This window comes from Telluria sp. Soil_C_11, from assembly GCF_057657395.1.
This window is the reverse complement of sequence record NZ_JBDGIN010000001.1, coordinates 238,391-254,682: the sequence shown is the minus strand read 5'-3', so window position 1 is coordinate 254,682 and position 16,292 is coordinate 238,391. Positions and strand designations below refer to the sequence as shown.

Below are 16,292 nucleotides of genomic sequence, written 5' to 3'. Positions count from 1 at the left end.
TGTCTCAGCCTTCCAGCTGCAGGCCGTGCTGCTCGCACCAGTGCTGCAGCGCGGTGCGCGTCTCGTCCTCGCGGAAGCGGTACCAGGCATCGAGCACGCCGCGTTCCTCGAGCAGGCGGGCGAAGCGGTCGTAGCCGTCGTCCCTGGCGAACAGTTCCTGCACCCGTTCCCGGTCGCCGGGCAGGTGAGAGGCGGCAAAGCGGAACATCAGTTCGCGCCCCAGGCCCAGCTCGCTGGCCGCGGGGACGGTCACGTACTGCCCGCTGGATTCGATGTCGCCGGGCAGCGGCGCTTCCTCGTCCATGTATTCGTCGTTGAGCAGGTGGATCATGCCGGTCTCGCGCGCGACCAGGGCGTGGGCGCTGCCCTCGCCATCGTCGACCAGGATGGCCGCATTTTCCAGTTCGTCCAGTTTGATCGCCGGCATCGCTTCCTCCCATGAAAAAAGCCCGCGGGGCGCAAACCCCGCGGGCCTTACTTTACTACTCGGTAGGCTGTAAAGCCGTCCGGCTTGAATTACATCATGCCGTCCATGCCGCCCATGCCACCCATACCGCCCATGCCGCCCATGCCGCCGGCCGGCTTGTCTTCGACGATCTCGGAGACCATGCAGTCGGTGGTCAGCATCAGGCCGGCGATCGACGCTGCGTTCTGCAGAGCCGAGCGGGTGACCTTGGCCGGGTCCAGCACGCCCATTTCGACCATGTCGCCATAGGTGCCGTTGGCGGCGTTGTAGCCGTAGTTGCCGGTGCCGTTCAGGACAGCCGAGACGACGACCGACGGCTCTTCACCGGCGTTCTGGACGATCATGCGCAGCGGCTCTTCCATGGCGCGCAGGACGATCTTGATGCCGGCTTCCTGGTCCGGGTTGTCGCCCTTGACCTGCAGGGCAGCGCGGGCGCGCAGCAGGGCCACGCCGCCGCCCGGGACGATGCCTTCTTCCACGGCAGCGCGGGTAGCGTGCAGCGCGTCTTCCACGCGTGCTTTCTTCTCTTTCATCTCGACTTCGGTAGCGGCACCGACGCGGATCACGGCAACGCCGCCGGCCAGCTTGGCCACGCGCTCTTGCAGCTTCTCACGGTCGTAGTCCGAGGTCGCTTCTTCGATCTGGACGCGGATCATCTTGACGCGGGCTTCGATCGCTTCAGCGGCGCCGGCGCCATCGATGATGATGGTGTTTTCCTTGCCGACTTCGATGCGCTTGGCCTGGCCCAGTTCGTTCAGGGTGACCTTTTCCAGGGTCAGGCCGACTTCTTCGGCGATGACCTGGCCACCGGTCAGGATGGCGATGTCTTCCAGCATGGCCTTGCGGCGGTCGCCGAAGCCCGGGGCCTTGACGGCGACGGTCTTCAGGATGCCACGGATGTTGTTGACCACCAGGGTCGCCAGGGCTTCGCCTTCGATGTCTTCGGCGACGATCACCAGCGGACGGCCGGCCTTGGCGACTTGCTCCAGCACCGGCAGCAGGTCACGGATGTTCGAGATCTTCTTGTCGCACAGCAGGACGAACGGGTTCTCGTGAACGGCAACCTGCTTGTCCGGGTTGTTGATGAAGTACGGCGACAGGTAGCCGCGGTCGAACTGCATGCCTTCGACGATGTCCAGCTCATCCTGCAGCGACTTGCCGTCTTCGACGGTGATCACGCCTTCCTTGCCGACTTTTTCCATCGCTTCGGCGATGCGCTCGCCAACGGACGAATCCGAGTTGGCCGAGATGGTGCCGACCTGGGCGATCTCTTTCGAGGTGGTGGTCGGCTTGGCGATCTTCTTCAGTTCTTCGACGGTGGCGGCGACGGCCTTGTCGATGCCGCGCTTCAGGTCCATCGGGTTCATGCCGGCGGCAACGAACTTCATGCCTTCGCGTACGATGGCTTGCGCCAGCACGGTCGCGGTGGTGGTGCCGTCACCGGCGTTGTCGCTGGTCTTCGAAGCGACTTCCTTCACCATCTGCGCGCCCATGTTCATGAGCTTGTCCTTCAGCTCGATCTCTTTCGCGACCGAGACGCCGTCCTTGGTGACGGTCGGGGCGCCGAACGAACGGTCCAGCACCACGTTGCGGCCTTTCGGGCCCAGGGTAACTTTGACTGCATTGGCCAGGATGTTCACACCCTCGACCATCTTGGCGCGTGCCACATCGCCGAAAATTACGTCTTTAGCTGCCATTTCTTGATTCTCCGTATTCAGGAAGTAAAAATCCCGTAAAACCTGCTGCGCGTCGCACTGTCGGTCTGCGATGCTCGCTACGGTTTTCCGCGATTTTTTGGTGTTGGACTAAATTACTGGGCCACGACGGCCATGATGTCTTCTTCGCGCATGACCAGCAGTTCCTCGCCGTTGACCTTGACGGTCTGGCCCGAGTACTTGCCGAACAGCACGCGGTCGCCGACTTTCACTTCCAGCGGACGGACGTTGCCGTTTTCTTGCACTTTGCCGTTGCCCACGGCGAGAATCTCACCCTGGTCCGGTTTCTCGGCCGCTGCATCGGGGATGATCAGGCCGGACGCAGTCTTGGTTTCCTGGTCGAGACGCTTCACGATCACGCGATCGTGCAATGGGCGAAGGTTCATGCAAAACTCCTTTGTGTGTTGATTGACTGTTCGTTTGAAAACCGCCCCGGATTCGGCGGCGGGCGAGGAGCTGTTAGCACTCCTCACTAACGAGTGCTAATTATAGGGACGATAATTTCCCATTTCAAGCCGCTTGTGTTCGTGAATTGACAGACTTTTTGAGAAGTCGCAACCGGATTGTTCGGTCTGTCGCAATATGCGGGGGTCATGACTGGTCGTTCCCATGCATGCGGAATGACAGGGATTGGCGAATGCACAAGGGCAGAAGCCTACCATTCATTTCCTGAAACCCGCGCACGGCACGGCATGTGTTGACGAAAAATCGATCCCGGTCCTATAGTTACGGATGATTTCCGAATTCCAAGAACTGTCCGATAAAATCGACCGTCTCGCCCAGCTGACCCAGTCGCTGCGCAGCGAGAACTATCTGCTGCGCCAGGCGAACGCCCTGCTGAGCGCGGAGAACGTCGATTTCAAGCACCGGCTGCTGCAGGCCCAGCAACGCGTCGAAGCGATGCTGGCCCAGCTGGAACCTGCCGACGCGAGCCCCGACGAGGCCGACACCGCCGATGGCACCACCCCTGACGACGCCGAGGCCGCCCGATGATCTACCTTGACGTGCTTATCATGGGCCAGTCCTATCGCCTGGCCTGCCGGGAAGGCGAGCAGCACACGCTGCGCGAAGCGGTCCACTACCTGGACAGCAAGATGTGCGCGCTGCGCGACTCGGGCAAGGTCAAGGGCACCGATCGCATCGCCGTCATGGCCGCGCTGTCGGTGGCGGCCGAATTCCTGTCGGTGAAGTCGCCGCAAGGCCCGCTCGGCGACCAGTCCATGCTGGAAGTCAAGCAGAAACTGGAGGCGATGCACTCGGTGTTGGATCAGGCCCTGTCTCCGCAGGAAAATCTGCTCTGAGGGCAAATTCGTTTGACATGGCAGTTCATCGTAGTAAACTGCCGTCTACCCTGCGGTGTTCGAGATTTGTCATATATTCCTTGAACCATTCTTTCGCATAGGTTGCGGGACATGTTTGGTGGGCGCGATCGTCACTAGTCTGACGAACCCGAAATCGAGCTGACTGCGACCACCTTGAGCCTTCTGGTTCGGGATGCCGGCAAAAACGGCACAGGCGGGGCTATATTCACGGGCGGTTGCGACACTTCGGTGCGCAACCGCTTTTTATTTCGTGTTTCTGTCTTGGGAGTCCGGCGCATGCGCTACTGGTTGATGAAATCCGAACCCGATGAAGTCAGTTTCGACGACGTCCTGCAGGCGCCCGATAAAACGGTGGCGTGGTTCGGGGTGCGCAACTACCAGGCCCGCAACTTCATGCGCGACCAGATGCAGCCTGGCGACGGAATCCTGTTCTACCACTCCAGCTGCGCGGTGCCGGGCGTGGCGGGCTTCGCGCGGGTCGCCAGCACGCCGTATCCCGATGCGTCGCAGTTCGAGGACGGCGGCAAGTACTTCGATCCGAAGGCGACGCCGGAGAATCCGCGCTGGATCTCGGTCGATGTGCAGGCGCTGGCCCAGGGCCGCTACCTTCCGCTGACGGAACTGCGCGGCGTGCCGGAACTCGAGGAGATGGTGTTACTGCAGAAGGGCAGCCGGCTGTCGGTGTCTCCGGTCACGCCGGGACAGTGGCAGCGGATCCTGGAACTGGCGGGCGTGGACGAAGCGGCGCTGGCCGCCTGAGCCCTGTCAGGTCACGCCCACCAGGGTATCGCGCCGCAGGCGCAGGCGCGTGTGCGGGGTGCGAATGCCGGCGTACATGCCCCATGCCGCGGCCCAGCGCAAGGCCTGGTCCGTGGCCGCGCCGAAGGGCCGGGCCGCGGCGGCCCGCCGCAAGGCGATCGACATGCGCTGCATCGCATACATCTTTTTCGGTGAAAACGCTTTGCTCATGGGATGACGATACGGGCATCGCCATCCCCTTGCAGTGCTGTACTTAACGTTTCAGGCGTGCACGGCGCGCTTGCCGTTGCCGGAATAGGCCCATCCCAGCATCAGCAGGCCGGCCACGATCATCGGCAGCGACAGCACCTGGCCGGAGGTGATCGGCATGCCCAGCACGTGGGTTTCCCAGTCCGGCACGCGGAAGTACTCGGTGAAGAAACGGGCGCAGCCGTACAGCAGCGTGTAGAGGGCGCCGACCGCGAGGCGCGGACGCGGCTTCCTGGCGAAGATCCACATGATGACGAACACCAGCACGCCATCGACCAGCATCTGGTACAGCGGCGACGGATGGACCAGGTGGTCTTCGATGCCTGGCCACTTCATGGCCCAGGGCAGCGAGGGATCGGCCAGCCGGCCGGGCAGCTCGTGGTTGATGAAATTGCCCAGGCGGCCGCAGGCATAGCCGATCGGCACCATCGGCGCGATGAAGTCGTACACGTCGAGCAGGTTGCGCTTGCGCTTCCTGGCCCACAGCGCCATCGCCAGCAGCACGCCGATGAAGCCGCCGTGGTAGGACATGCCGCCTTCCCAGGTCTTGAAGATCTCGATCGGGTTCGCGAAGTAGTGGGCCGGCTGGTAGAACAGCACTTCGCCCAGGCGCCCGCCGATCACCACCCCGAGCATCCCGTAGAACAGCATGTCGTCCAGGTCCTCTTTCGTCCAGCCCTGGGCCTGGATGTGCGGCTGGGTCTTGATGCGCACGCGCCCGAGCATGATGAAGAGGGCGAAGGCGAGCACGTACATGATGCCGTACCAGTGGATGGCCAGGGGGCCGATATGGAAGGCGACGGGATCCGGGTTCGGATGGACGAGCATGGTCAGTGATTCCTCAGTAGTTCCAGAAAACCCTTCAGCACGGGCGACGCGTTGTCGCGGCGCCAGGCGATGCCGGTCTCGACCAGCGGGGTCGGGTCCGCGAGGGCACGGTATTCTACGCCGGGCCGCATCAGGTTGGAGACGGATTGTGGCACAAGTGCCAGGCCCATGCCGCCGGACACCAGGCTGACGATGGTCTGCATCTGGATCGCCAGCTGGCCGATGACGGGGGTGATGCCGGCCGCGCGGAAGCAGGACAGGATGGCGTCGTGCAGGGCCGGAGAGATCTCGCGCGGGAAGATGATCAGCGGCAGGCGCGGCAGGTCCGGCAGGCGCACCGGGCCCTCCGTGGGACTGGCGAGGCCGGCCGGCGCGCACAGAATCAATGGTTCTTCGAGCACCTTCATGTAGTCGAGCTCATCGAGCGCCTTGTCCGGCAGCGGCGGAATCAGGAGGCCGGCGTCGATGCGCCCGCGCAGCAGCGCATCAAACTGCACGTCGGAGGTCGCTTCCAGCAGGTTCAGGTGGACGCCCGGATAACGTTCGCTGTAGCGGCGCAGGAAGGCCGGCAGCACGCTGTAGTCGCAGGAGGTGACGAAGGCCAGCGAGAGCCGGCCCGCCTCGCCGGCGGCCGCGCGGCGCGCCAGTTCCGGCAGCGCATCCGCTTCCATCAGCATGCGCCGGGCTTCGGGCAGCAGGGCGGCGCCGGCCGGGGCCAGCTCGACGGTGCGGCGGTTACGCACGAACAGCGGCGCCCCCAGCAGCTCTTCCAGCGCCGCGATCGCCTGCGACAGCGGCGGCTGTGTCATATGCAGCCGCGCCGCCGCCCGGCCGAAGTGCAGCTCTTCAGCGACGGTGACGAAGTAACGCAGCTGGCGGAGTTCCAGGCTCATGTGATATGCATTTCTCGCGAAATTGGACCGATCTATTCGCGGAATGTATCACACAGATGATTCAGCACAAACCGGGGTCAGACTCCCGATTTTGGCAATTTCCCCTTGGTTGTTGCCAAAAATCGGAGTCTGACCCCGGTTTGAGGTTTATTTATGTTTGTTGAAGGCTTGCTTGACGCGCGCCTTGCGGTGGGCGTCGTCTTCCTTGTGCGCTTTTTTCTTGTCGAGGCCGAGCAGCTTTTCGATGAATTCGAACCAGATGAAGGCGAATACCGCCAGGGCGACGATCCAGCCCCAGGAGAGCTGGGCGAATTTCCAGACTTCGAAGAAGCGCAGGATGACCAGGGCGACGAGCAGGAGGATGAGTGGCATGACGATTCCTTTCAACGGCCATCTTACAATAATAGTGCCATGCGGCAACGGATTCCTGCCATTCCGTCAACCGAAATGTGTGTCAGCCGTTACAGACTGTATCGCTGTAACCTACACAAGGGAAACAGGATAGAATCTGCACAGGATTTCACTTTGGAGAGTACTGAATGAAACGGTCCCTGATGATGTTGATGGCGGTCTCCGCCCTGGCGTCGACCAGCGCCTTCGCGCAGGCCGACCTGGCAAAGGCCAAGAACTGCATGGCGTGCCACGCCATCGGCAACAAGCTGGTCGGTCCGGCTTACAAGGACGTCGCCGCCAAATACGCGGGCCAGAAGGGCGCCGAGGACAAGCTGGTGCAGAAGGTCATGAAAGGCGGTTCGGGCGTCTGGGGGCCGGTGCCGATGCCGGCCAATCCGCAGGTCAGCGAGGCCGAAGCCCGCAGCCTGGTCAAGTGGGTGCTGTCGCAGAAGTAAGCTGCAAACAAGCTGCCCCAATGAAAAAGCGCCCGGCCAAGGGCGCTTTTTTCATGCCTGCGCGGAGCGCGGATCAGCGCACCACGTCGATCTTGCTGCGCTTGCCGCCCTTGTAGGTGTACAGGGTCATGGCGCCGTCCTTGATGTCGCCGTTCTGGTCGAACTGGATGGTGCCGGTCACGCCTTCGTACTTGATCGCCTTCAGCACCGGCAGGTATTTGGCCGGATCGGCGGACTTGGCGTTCTGCATCGCGGTCGTCATCACCATCACCGAGTCGTACACGTAGGGCGCGTACAGCTGCACGTCCTGGTTGAACTTCTTCTTGTAGCGCGCGCGGAAGTCGTCCATCACCTTTTCCTGCGGGCCTTTCACGCCGCCGGCTTCGGCGCAGATCACCTTGCCGTCGACGAGGCCGTCGCCGGCCAGGCGGCCCAGCGCTTCCGTGCACATGCCGTCGCCGCCCATGAAGGTGGCCTGGATGCCGAGCGCCTTCATCTGCTTGAGCATCGGGCCAGCCACCGAGTCCATGCCGCCGAAGAAGATCAGGTCCGGCTTCTTGGCCTTGATCGAGGTGAGGATGGCGGTGTAGTCGGTCGCCTTGTCGCTGGTGAATTCACGGCCGGCGATGCGCAGGCCGGCGGCTTTCGCTCCCTTGACGAATTCGTCGGCGACGCCCTGGCCGTAGGTGGTGCGGTCGTCGATGACGGCGATGTTCTTCACCTTCAGCGTGTCGGCCGCATATTTCGCCAGCGTGCCGCCCAGCTTGGCGTCGCTCGCCACCACGCGGAAGGCGCCCGGGAAGCGCTGGCGGGTGTAGGCCGGAGCGGTGGTGGCCGGCGAGATCTGCACGATGCCGGCGTCGTTGTAGATCTTCGAGGCCGGCACCGTGGTGCCCGAGTTCAGGTGCCCGATCACGCCGTTGACCCTGGCGTCGACCAGCTTCTGCGCGACCGCCGTGCCCTGCTTGGGATCGGCGCCGTCGTCCTCCGAGATCAGCTGCAGGGTGACCTTCTGGCCGTTGATCGTGAAGCCCTTGGCGTTGAGTTCGTCGATCGCCATGCGCGCAGCGTTCTCGTTGTCCTTGCCGAGGTGGGCGCTGGGTCCGGAGATCGGCGCCACGTGGCCGATCTTGACCACTTGCTGGGCCCAGGCGGAACCGGCAAATGCCAGTGCGACGGCGGCTGGGAGGAGGGCGAATCGGATGGTGGCCTGCATGCTTTGGTCTCCTGGAGATTGGTAGTTACGCAAGGCAAAGGTACATCAAATTCCGGGCCTGGCAAAGCGTTATCGAGCAATGCACATGCGGGGTGCGTGCGCGCCCCGCAACGGTTCGAAAAAACCGCCGGATGCTCAGTCCTGGCGCGCGGTCAGGTGGGCCAGTTCCTGCTGCACGGCGCGGGCGACGACATGCTCGATCGACTGCTGCAGCGCGGCGCGCAGCTCGAGGCCGAGGCGCTCGGCCACGTGGTCGAGCACGATCGCCATCTGGTCGCGCACCTGGTCTTCCAGCACCACGTCGATGCGCGGCTGCAGCCGGTCCAGCACGCGCGTCACCAGGCGCTCCTCGAGGGTGCGCCAGGCATCGTCGCCGGGGGCGCCGGAGCGGGCCGGTGCGGGTTCGGCCAGCGCGGGTTCGGCCGGCGCCTCGAGGACCGGAACCGCCTCGGCGTCATCGGCGGCGGGCGCTGCCGGAACGTCCGCGAGAGCAGGAGCAGGAGCGGGAGCAGCAGGCGCTGCCGGCTCCGCAGCCGGCGCCGGCTCGGCCACGACCTCGGTCAGCACCGGGATCTCGTCGAAGGAGGGAGTGTCGGTCATGACTGGCCTGCCACGAAGTGAGTCAGCGGATAGTCCTGCTTGCGGTAGGCGACGTAGCGGGCGCGCCCGGCGGCGGCATCTTCCTCGTCGGTCGAGATGATCTCGAACACGCGCGCGAAGCGCTCGAAGCCCTCGGGCGTGCGGCGGGTCAGGTTGACCAGCATGTCGCGGTGCGGCAGCTCGGCGCGTTCGTCGAAGGTGACGATCACCGGCGTCTCGGGCGCCAGCGGATCGCCCGCCATCACGTGCGGGATGAAATCGGTGCCGGACAGGGTCCACAGCGCCTCGTTCAGCTGCTCGGCCTGGTCGCTGGTCTCGGCCAGCAGCACGACCTTGCCGCGCGCGGCATAGGCCTTGCGCGCCAGCCGGCAGGCGTACCCGAGCTTGTCGGGGATATTGGTATGGAAGTCGATCCGGGTCATGGCGGTGTCGTGCGTCAGAATTGAAAACCGGGCGGCGCATTGCCCGTTGGCGGTTTGGCGGGCGGCGTCTCGCGCGCGGACGGGCGGCGCGGCTGCTGTTCGGCGGCCTGGGCCGCGGCTTCGTCCGGGGCGGGAACGTTGTTCTCGCGCGCGGGCGGGACCGGCACGCCGGCGGGCGCGGGTGCGGCGGCCTGCGGCGCCGCGTACTGGTAGCCCGGCGGCAGCTGGGCCGAGCGCGGATAGGCGGCCGCGCTCAGCGCGTCCTGCCAGGCCGCATTCTCGAAGCCGGCGATGCGGCGGCTGCCGACCACCAGCACCGGCAGTTCCAGCTTGCCGGTGAGCTGGCGCAGCTGTTCCTTGTCCTCGTCCGTGTTGACGGTCTTTTCGGCATAGGGGATGCCGCGCGCGCGCAGCAGGGCGCGGCCCTGGTCGCAGGCGGCGCAGGGCGCCAGCACGGTGGTGTACAGGGTGACCGGGCTGGCCTTGGCGGCCCGCGCCAGTTCGTAGGGCAGGGCGGCCGCCTCGCCTTCGGCCTGGGAGGGCGTCCTGAGCTGGCTGGCGCCGCGCCGGGGCGGCGGCGTGTCGCCGTAGTGGACCGTGCCCCGGGCATCGGTCCATTTGTAGACCTGGGCAGCAGCTGGAACAAGCGCGGGGAGGCAGGCGAGCAGCAGGAGCACCGGCAGCATCCGCCGCCCGCGCCGTCCGCCGCCCTGGTGCCTGTTCCCCATCGCGCCGTTCCCGAGCCGCAGCCGTCAGGCCGCCTGCATGCCGTTGTGGCGCAGCAGCGCGTCGATCTGCGGTTCGCGGCCGCGGAAGGCCTTGAACGATTCGAGCGCCGGACGCGAGCCGCCCACCGACAGGATCTCCTGGTGGAAGCGCTTGCCGGCCTCGAGCACCGCGTCGCCGCCCGCCTCGACCGCCTCTTCGAAGGCGGCATAGGCGTCGGCCGACAGCACTTCCGCCCACTTATAGCTATAGTAGCCGGCCGCATAGCCGCCGGCGAAGATATGGCCGAAGGAGTGCTGGAAGCGGTTGAACGACGGCGGGATCAGCACCGAGAACTTGGTGCGGACCTCGTCGACCAGTTCCTGCACCGTCTTCTGGCTGTTCGGGTCGAAGTCGTAGTGCAGGTGCATGTCGATCAGCGAGAACTCGACCTGGCGCAAGGTCTGCATGCCGGACTGGAAGTTCTTCGCCGCCAGCATCTTCTCGTAGAGTTCGCGCGGCAGCGGCTCGCCCGTCTTCACGTGGGCGGTCATGCCCTGCAGGACATCCCACTCCCAGCAGAAGTTTTCCATGAACTGCGACGGCAGCTCGACCGCATCCCATTCCACGCCCGAGATGCCGGACACCGACAGCTCGTCGACTTCGGTCAGCATGTGGTGCAGGCCGTGGCCGAACTCGTGGAACAGGGTCGTCACTTCGTCGTGCGTGAACAGCGAAGGCTGCAGCTGTCCGTCGACCTCGGCCGGCGGCGTGAAGTTGCAGGTCAGGTAGGCGATCGGGGTCTGCACGATGCCGCCGGTGGTGAGCCTGCGGCCGCGCGCGTCGTCCATCCACGCGCCCTGGCCCTTGCCGGGGCGCGCGTACAGGTCGAGGTAGAACTGGCCGATCAGCTGGCCGTTCTTCTCGATGCGGAAGAAGCGCACGTCCGGATGCCAGACCGGGGCCTGGTCCGGGGCGATCGTCACGTTGAACAGCTTCGAGATCACGCCGAACAGGCCGGCCACGACCCGCGGCTCGGGGAAGTACTGCTTCACTTCCTGGGCCGAGAAGGCGTAGCGCTTCTCGCGCAGCTTTTCGGAGGCGTAGGTGGCGTCCCAGGCCTGCATGTCGTCGATGCCGAGTTCGTCCTTCGCGAAGGCGCGCAGTTCCGCGAGATCCTTCTCGGCATACGGACGGGCGCGGCGCGCCAGGTCTTCCAGGAACTCGATCACGCGTTCCGGGCTTTCCGCCATCTTCGGCTCCAGCGAGACGTCGGCGAAGCTGCGGAAATCGAGCAGCTTGGCTTCCTCGTCGCGCAGCTTCAGGAGCTGGGCGATGTTGCTCGTGTTGTCCCACTTCTCGACCTCGGAGAACACCGCGCCCATTTCCGAGGCCTTGGTGGCGTTGGCGCGGTAGATTTTCTCGCGCAGTGCGCGGTTGTCGGCGAACTGCAGCACCGGGAAATAGGACGGGAAGTGCAGCGAGAACTGCCAGCCCTGCTTGCCGTCGCGCTCGGCGGCGGCGCGGGCCGCGGCCCTGGCGTCGTCCGGCAGGCCGGCCAGCTCGGCTTCGTCTGTCACCAGCAGCTTGAAGTCGTTGGTGGCGTCGAGCACGTTTTCCGAGAAGCGGGTCGACAGCCTGGCCTGCTCTTCCTGGATCTCGGCGAAGCGCTCTTTCTGTTTCTCGGGGAGTTCGGCGCCGCCCAGGCGGAAGTCGCGCAGGGCGTTCTCGACGATGCGCTTGCGCGCCGGCGTGAGGTTCACGAATTCCGGGCTGGCGCGCAGCTGCCTGTATTTGCCGAACAGCGCCTCGTTCTGGCCCAGCTCGGTCCAGAACTCCGTCACCTTCGGCTGGTTCTCGTTGTAGGTGGCGCGCAGCTCGGGCGTGTCCATCACGTGGTTCAGGTGGTTGACCACGCCCCAGGCGCGTCCCAGGCGCTCGGTGGCTTCCTCGAGCGGCACCACGAAATTGTCCCAGCTGACGTCGTCGGCCGGGGCCTCGAGCTGCTGGACGACGTTGCGAGCATCGGCGATCAGCTGCTCGATCGCCGGCGTGACGTGCTCGGGCCGGATCAGGTCGAAGCGGGGCAGACCCGAAAAATCGAGAAGGGGATTGCTGGTATCGATGCTCATGGTATTCCTTTCAAAGTTCATGCAAGGCCGGGCTTCGGGTCCATTCCCGAGGCCTGGCCAGGCTGTGCTTGATTCTTGGCAAGCCCGCGTTCCGCGGACTCGAGCGTGTTCATCAACAGCATGGTAATCGTCATCGGGCCAACGCCGCCCGGAACCGGCGTAATGTGCGAGGCCACTTCGCTGACGCTGGCGAAATCGACGTCGCCGCACAGCTTGCCTTCGTCGTCGCGGTTGATGCCGACGTCGATCACGATCGCGCCCGGCTTGACCATGTCGCCGGTCAGGGTGTTGCGGCGGCCGACCGCGGCGACCACGATGTCGGCCTGGCGGGTGTGGTAGCCCAGGTCCGGCGTCGCGCTATGGCAGATGGTGACGGTGGCATTCTGTTGCAAGAGCAGCAGCGCCATCGGTTTGCCGACCGTGTTCGAACGGCCGATCACGACCGCGTGCTTGCCGCGCAGGTCGACGCCGGTGGTCTCGATCAGCTTCATGCAGCCATACGGCGTGCAGGGACGGAAGCCCGGCAGGTTGGCGACCAGTTCGCCGGCCGACAGCACCGAGTAGCCATCGACGTCCTTGGTGGCGGCGATCGCCTCGATCACCTTCGACGGGTCGATGTGCTTCGGCAGCGGCATCTGCACGAGGATGCCGTGGATGGCCGGATCCGCGTTCAGGGCCGCGATGCGGTCCAGCAGGGCCTGCTCCGACAGGCCGGCCTCGTATTTTTCCAGCACCGAGTGGAATCCGGCGTCGCCGCAGGCCTTGACCTTGTTGCGCACGTAGACGTGGCTGGCCGGGTCGTCGCCGACGATGATCACGGCCAGGCCGGGCTGGCGGCCCTGGGCGGTCAATTCGGCGGCGCGGCGGGCGATGTCGGCGCGCAGTTGTTGGGAAAGTTTGACTCCATCGATCAGTTGGGCGGGCATGGCGGGACTCGAGGCTGGACAAAAACGAAATTATAAGCCGACGCCCCGTATTGCGCGCCGCGATGGGGCGTTCGTTGTCATATTTATAGATATGCCCGCGCCAGGGCAGGAGTCCCCCTGTGCTTTGCTGATGAGCAAGCAAACGTCGTCCCTGCGCAGGCGGGGACCCAATTTCTTTGCGCCATCGAAACGCCAGCAAACTTCGGCCCCCGCCTGCGCGGGGGCGACGGTATGTGCGTGGGGACGACGGTATGTGCGCGGAGACGACGGTATGTGCGCGGGGGCGACGGTGTTTGCATGCGTCAGGGATTAGCTTTTTCCATATTATGAAATCGTATATCGTATTTTGAAAAATACGTGCTCCACTGGTAGAATCGACAGGCTTTAATTTAGGGATAGTCTTTTCGCCACCAAACGTCCGCTTCAGGCTCAAGGTCGGGTGGGGCACCAACTCAAGGAGACGTAGCACATGTCAGCTCAACTCGACCAGTTGACGGCCCAGGCCGCCAACGACCCGGATACGCTCGAGACCAAGGAATGGCTCGACGCGCTCGAAGCAGTCATCGAATTCGAAGGCACCGATCGCGCCCACTACCTGCTGGAGCGCCTGGTCGACCTGGCACGCCGCCGCGGCGCACAAATGCCGTTCTCCAGCAACACCGCTTACGTCAACACCATCCCGGCGCACCTCGAAGAGCACTGCCCGGGCAACCTCGAATATGAAGAGCGCCTGCGCTCGTGGATGCGCTGGAACGCGATGGCGATGGTGGTCAAGGCCAACCGCGCCGACGGCGACCTGGGCGGCCACCTCTCGTCCTTCGCCTCGCTGGCGAACATGCTGGGCATCGGCTTCAACCACTTCTGGAAAGCCCCGAGCGCCGAGAGCGGCGGCGACCTGCTGTACATCCAGGGCCACTCCTCGCCGGGCGTCTATGCGCGCGCCTTCCTGGAAGGCCGCATCAGCGAAGAACAGCTGGTGAACTTCCGACGCGAAGTCGACGGCAAGGGCCTGTCGTCCTACCCGCACCCGAAACTGATGCCGAACTTCTGGCAGTTCCCGACCGTCTCGATGGGCCTGGGCCCGCTGATGGCGATCTACCAGGCGCGCTTCCTGAAGTACCTGGAGGCGCGCGGCATCGCCCAGACCGAAGGCCGCAAGGTCTGGGTCTTCTGCGGCGACGGCGAGATGGACGAGCCGGAATCGATGGGCGCGATCGGCATGGCCGCGCGCGAGAAGCTCGACAACCTGGTCATGGTCGTCAACTGCAACCTGCAGCGCCTGGACGGTCCGGTGCGCGGCAACGGCAAGATCATCCAGGAACTGGAAGCGGACTTCCGCGGCGCCGGCTGGAACGTCATCAAGGTCATCTGGGGCTCGCAATGGGACGCCCTGCTGGCCAAGGACAAGGACGGCATCCTGCAGCGCGTGATGATGGAAACCGTCGACGGCGAATACCAGAACTACAAGGCCAAGGACGGCGCCTACGTGCGCAAGCACTTCTTCGGCAAGCACCCCGAGCTGCTGAAGATGGTCGCCAACATGACCGACGACGACATCTGGCGCCTAACCCGCGGCGGCCACGATCCGCACAAGATCTACGCCGCCTTCAAGAAGGCCAATGAAAACAAGGGCTCGCCGACCGTCCTGCTGGTCAAGACCGTCAAGGGCTTCGGCATGGGCAAGTCGGGCGAGGCGCGCAACACCGCGCACCAGACCAAGAAGCTGGACGACGAAGCCATCCGCGAAATGCGCGACCGCTTCGCCATCCCGATCCCGGACGACAAGCTGGCCGAGATCCCGTTCTTCAAGCCGTCCGACGACGCGCCCGAGATCAAGTACCTGCACGAGCGCCGCGCGGCCCTCGGCGGCTACCTGCCGTCGCGCCGCGAACAGGCCGACGAGAAACTGCCGGTGCCGCCGCTGGAAACCTTCAAGGCCGTGCTGGATCCGACCGCACCGGGCCGCGAAATCTCGACCACCCAGGCGTACGTGCGTGTGATCACCACGCTGCTGAAGGACAAGGAAATCGGCCAGCGCATCGTGCCGATCCTGGTCGACGAATCGCGTACCTTCGGCATGGAAGGCCTGTTCCGCCAGATCGGCATCTTCAACCAGCAGGGCCAGCTGTACGAACCGGTCGACAAGGACCAGGTGATGTACTACCGCGAAGACAAGGCGGGCCAGATCCTGCAGGAAGGCATCAACGAAGCGGGCGGCATGTGCTCGTGGATCGCCGCGGCGACCTCGTACTCGTCGAACAACCGCGTGATGATCCCGTTCTACACCTTCTACTCGATGTTCGGCATGCAGCGCGTCGGCGACCTGGTCTGGCTGGCCGGCGACATCCGCGCCCGCGGCTTCCTGATGGGCGGCACCGCCGGCCGCACCACGCTGAACGGCGAAGGCCTGCAGCACGAGGACGGCCACAGCCACATCATCGCGGCCACGGTCCCGAACTGCATTCCGTACGACCCGACCTACGGCCACGAAGTGGCGGTGATCATCCAGGACGGCCTGAAGCGCATGGTGGAGAAGCAGGAAGACATCTTCTACTACATCACCATCATGAACGAGAACTACGAGCAGCCGGGCCTGAAGCCGGGTACCGAAGAGGGCATCCTCAAGGGCATGTACCTGCTCCAGGAAGGCGACAAGAGCGCCGCCAACCGCGTCCAGCTGATGGGCTCCGGCACCATCCTGCGCGAGTCGGTGTTCGCCGCCGAGCTGCTGAAGAACGACTGGAACGTGGCTGCCGACGTCTGGTCCTGCCCGTCGCTGACCCTGCTGGCCCGGGATGGCCAGGATGCCGACCGCTGGAACCTGGTGCACCCGCAGGAGGAAGCGCGCCTGCCGTACGTGACCCAGCTGCTGAAGGACACGCAAGGCCCGATCGTCGCGACCACCGACTACATGCGCCTGTTCGCCGAGCAGATCCGCGCCTACATCCCGAACGGCCGCACCTATAAAGTGCTGGGCACCGACGGCTTCGGCCGCTCGGATTCGCGCGTCAAGCTGCGCGAATTCTTCGAGGTGAACCGCTACTACATCACGGTCGCCGCGCTGAAGTCGCTGGCCGAAGAAGGCAAGATCCCGGCATCGACGGTTGCCGAGGCGATTGCGAAGTACGGCATCGATCCGAACAAGCCGAATCCTGTGACCCAGTAATGCTCTAGGCCGCTGCGCGTGCGCAGCGGCCTTGGCTAACTAATA

The 16,292-nt window shown here is 64.7% G+C and carries 18 protein-coding genes and 1 other RNA gene; 6 read left to right on the top strand and 13 right to left on the bottom strand.

The features are described from left to right. Positions 1–4: 4 nt before the first annotated feature. The 3 genes from AC3A6M_RS01175 to groES all read right to left on the bottom strand — a co-directional run bounded on the left by AC3A6M_RS01175 (position 5) and on the right by groES (position 2,567). Positions 5–427, bottom strand: a complete 423-nt coding sequence (locus tag AC3A6M_RS01175) for a hypothetical protein (protein ID WP_487850925.1) — start codon at positions 425–427, stop codon at positions 5–7. Positions 428–516: 89 nt separating this feature from the next. Next, entirely contained in the window at positions 517–2,163 is a 1,647-nt protein-coding gene (gene groL / locus AC3A6M_RS01170) for a chaperonin GroEL (RefSeq protein WP_487850924.1), read from the bottom strand. A gap of 113 nt (positions 2,164–2,276) precedes the next feature. Continuing rightward, a complete protein-coding gene (gene groES, locus AC3A6M_RS01165; protein WP_052233260.1) occupies positions 2,277–2,567 on the bottom strand; it encodes a co-chaperone GroES in 291 nt (96 codons plus the stop codon). A 346-nt stretch (positions 2,568–2,913) separates the two neighbouring features. Between groES and AC3A6M_RS01160 the strand changes: the two genes are divergently transcribed. From AC3A6M_RS01160 to AC3A6M_RS01145, 4 genes are all read left to right on the top strand, one after another. Then, complete coding sequence (locus AC3A6M_RS01160) at positions 2,914–3,174, top strand: hypothetical protein (protein WP_487850923.1); 261 nt, start codon at positions 2,914–2,916, stop codon at positions 3,172–3,174. Beyond that, positions 3,171–3,482, top strand: coding sequence for a cell division protein ZapA (locus AC3A6M_RS01155; RefSeq protein WP_487850922.1), 312 nt, complete (start codon positions 3,171–3,173; stop codon positions 3,480–3,482). The genes AC3A6M_RS01160 and AC3A6M_RS01155 overlap by 4 nt, the downstream gene beginning before the upstream one ends. 44 nt (positions 3,483–3,526) lie before the next feature. Continuing rightward, positions 3,527–3,707, top strand: a non-coding RNA gene (gene ssrS, locus AC3A6M_RS01150) — 6S RNA. Between the two features lie 72 nt (positions 3,708–3,779). Beyond that, complete coding sequence (locus AC3A6M_RS01145; protein WP_487850921.1) at positions 3,780–4,262, top strand: EVE domain-containing protein; 483 nt, start codon at positions 3,780–3,782, stop codon at positions 4,260–4,262. A gap of 6 nt (positions 4,263–4,268) precedes the next feature. On the opposite strand, the gene AC3A6M_RS01140 is transcribed toward AC3A6M_RS01145, so the two are convergent. From AC3A6M_RS01140 to AC3A6M_RS01125, 4 genes are all read right to left on the bottom strand, one after another. Next, complete coding sequence (locus AC3A6M_RS01140; protein WP_487850920.1) at positions 4,269–4,472, bottom strand: hypothetical protein; 204 nt, start codon at positions 4,470–4,472, stop codon at positions 4,269–4,271. A gap of 51 nt (positions 4,473–4,523) precedes the next feature. After that, positions 4,524–5,339 (bottom strand): prolipoprotein diacylglyceryl transferase, encoded by an 816-nt coding sequence (gene lgt / locus AC3A6M_RS01135; protein ID WP_487850919.1) that lies wholly within the window; start codon positions 5,337–5,339, stop codon positions 4,524–4,526. A gap of 2 nt (positions 5,340–5,341) precedes the next feature. Then, on the bottom strand, positions 5,342–6,232 hold the full coding sequence (locus AC3A6M_RS01130; protein ID WP_487850918.1) for a LysR family transcriptional regulator: 891 nt from the start codon (positions 6,230–6,232) through the stop codon (positions 5,342–5,344). A gap of 147 nt (positions 6,233–6,379) precedes the next feature. Further along, entirely contained in the window at positions 6,380–6,604 is a 225-nt protein-coding gene (locus tag AC3A6M_RS01125; protein WP_487850917.1) for a TIGR04438 family Trp-rich protein, read from the bottom strand. A 167-nt stretch (positions 6,605–6,771) separates the two neighbouring features. On the opposite strand from AC3A6M_RS01125, the gene AC3A6M_RS01120 reads away from it, so the two are divergent. After that, positions 6,772–7,080 carry a c-type cytochrome gene (locus AC3A6M_RS01120; protein ID WP_487850916.1) on the top strand — a complete coding sequence of 103 codons (309 nt, stop codon included), beginning with the start codon at positions 6,772–6,774 and terminating at the stop codon, positions 7,078–7,080. Between the two features lie 73 nt (positions 7,081–7,153). On the opposite strand, the gene AC3A6M_RS01115 is transcribed toward AC3A6M_RS01120, so the two are convergent. From AC3A6M_RS01115 to folD, 6 genes are all read right to left on the bottom strand, one after another. Further along, on the bottom strand, positions 7,154–8,296 hold the full coding sequence (locus AC3A6M_RS01115) for a branched-chain amino acid ABC transporter substrate-binding protein (protein ID WP_487850915.1): 1,143 nt from the start codon (positions 8,294–8,296) through the stop codon (positions 7,154–7,156). A gap of 135 nt (positions 8,297–8,431) precedes the next feature. Next, positions 8,432–8,896, bottom strand: coding sequence for a DUF2486 family protein (locus tag AC3A6M_RS01110; protein ID WP_487850914.1), 465 nt, complete (start codon positions 8,894–8,896; stop codon positions 8,432–8,434). Further along, positions 8,893–9,318: a DNA polymerase III subunit chi gene (locus AC3A6M_RS01105; RefSeq protein ID WP_487850913.1), complete on the bottom strand. Its 426-nt coding sequence runs from the start codon at positions 9,316–9,318 to the stop codon at positions 8,893–8,895. The genes AC3A6M_RS01110 and AC3A6M_RS01105 overlap by 4 nt, the downstream gene beginning before the upstream one ends. A 14-nt stretch (positions 9,319–9,332) precedes the next feature. Then, a complete protein-coding gene (locus AC3A6M_RS01100) occupies positions 9,333–10,046 on the bottom strand; it encodes a DUF4124 domain-containing protein (protein WP_487850912.1) in 714 nt (237 codons plus the stop codon). A gap of 24 nt (positions 10,047–10,070) precedes the next feature. Then, positions 10,071–12,155 carry a M3 family metallopeptidase gene (locus AC3A6M_RS01095; RefSeq protein WP_487850911.1) on the bottom strand — a complete coding sequence of 695 codons (2,085 nt, stop codon included), beginning with the start codon at positions 12,153–12,155 and terminating at the stop codon, positions 10,071–10,073. 17 nt (positions 12,156–12,172) lie between these two features. Further along, on the bottom strand, positions 12,173–13,081 hold the full coding sequence (gene folD, locus AC3A6M_RS01090; protein WP_487850910.1) for a bifunctional methylenetetrahydrofolate dehydrogenase/methenyltetrahydrofolate cyclohydrolase FolD: 909 nt from the start codon (positions 13,079–13,081) through the stop codon (positions 12,173–12,175). 469 nt (positions 13,082–13,550) lie between these two features. On the opposite strand from folD, the gene aceE reads away from it, so the two are divergent. After that, complete coding sequence (aceE, locus tag AC3A6M_RS01085; RefSeq protein WP_487850909.1) at positions 13,551–16,247, top strand: pyruvate dehydrogenase (acetyl-transferring), homodimeric type; 2,697 nt, start codon at positions 13,551–13,553, stop codon at positions 16,245–16,247. Positions 16,248–16,292: the final 45 nt, after the last annotated feature.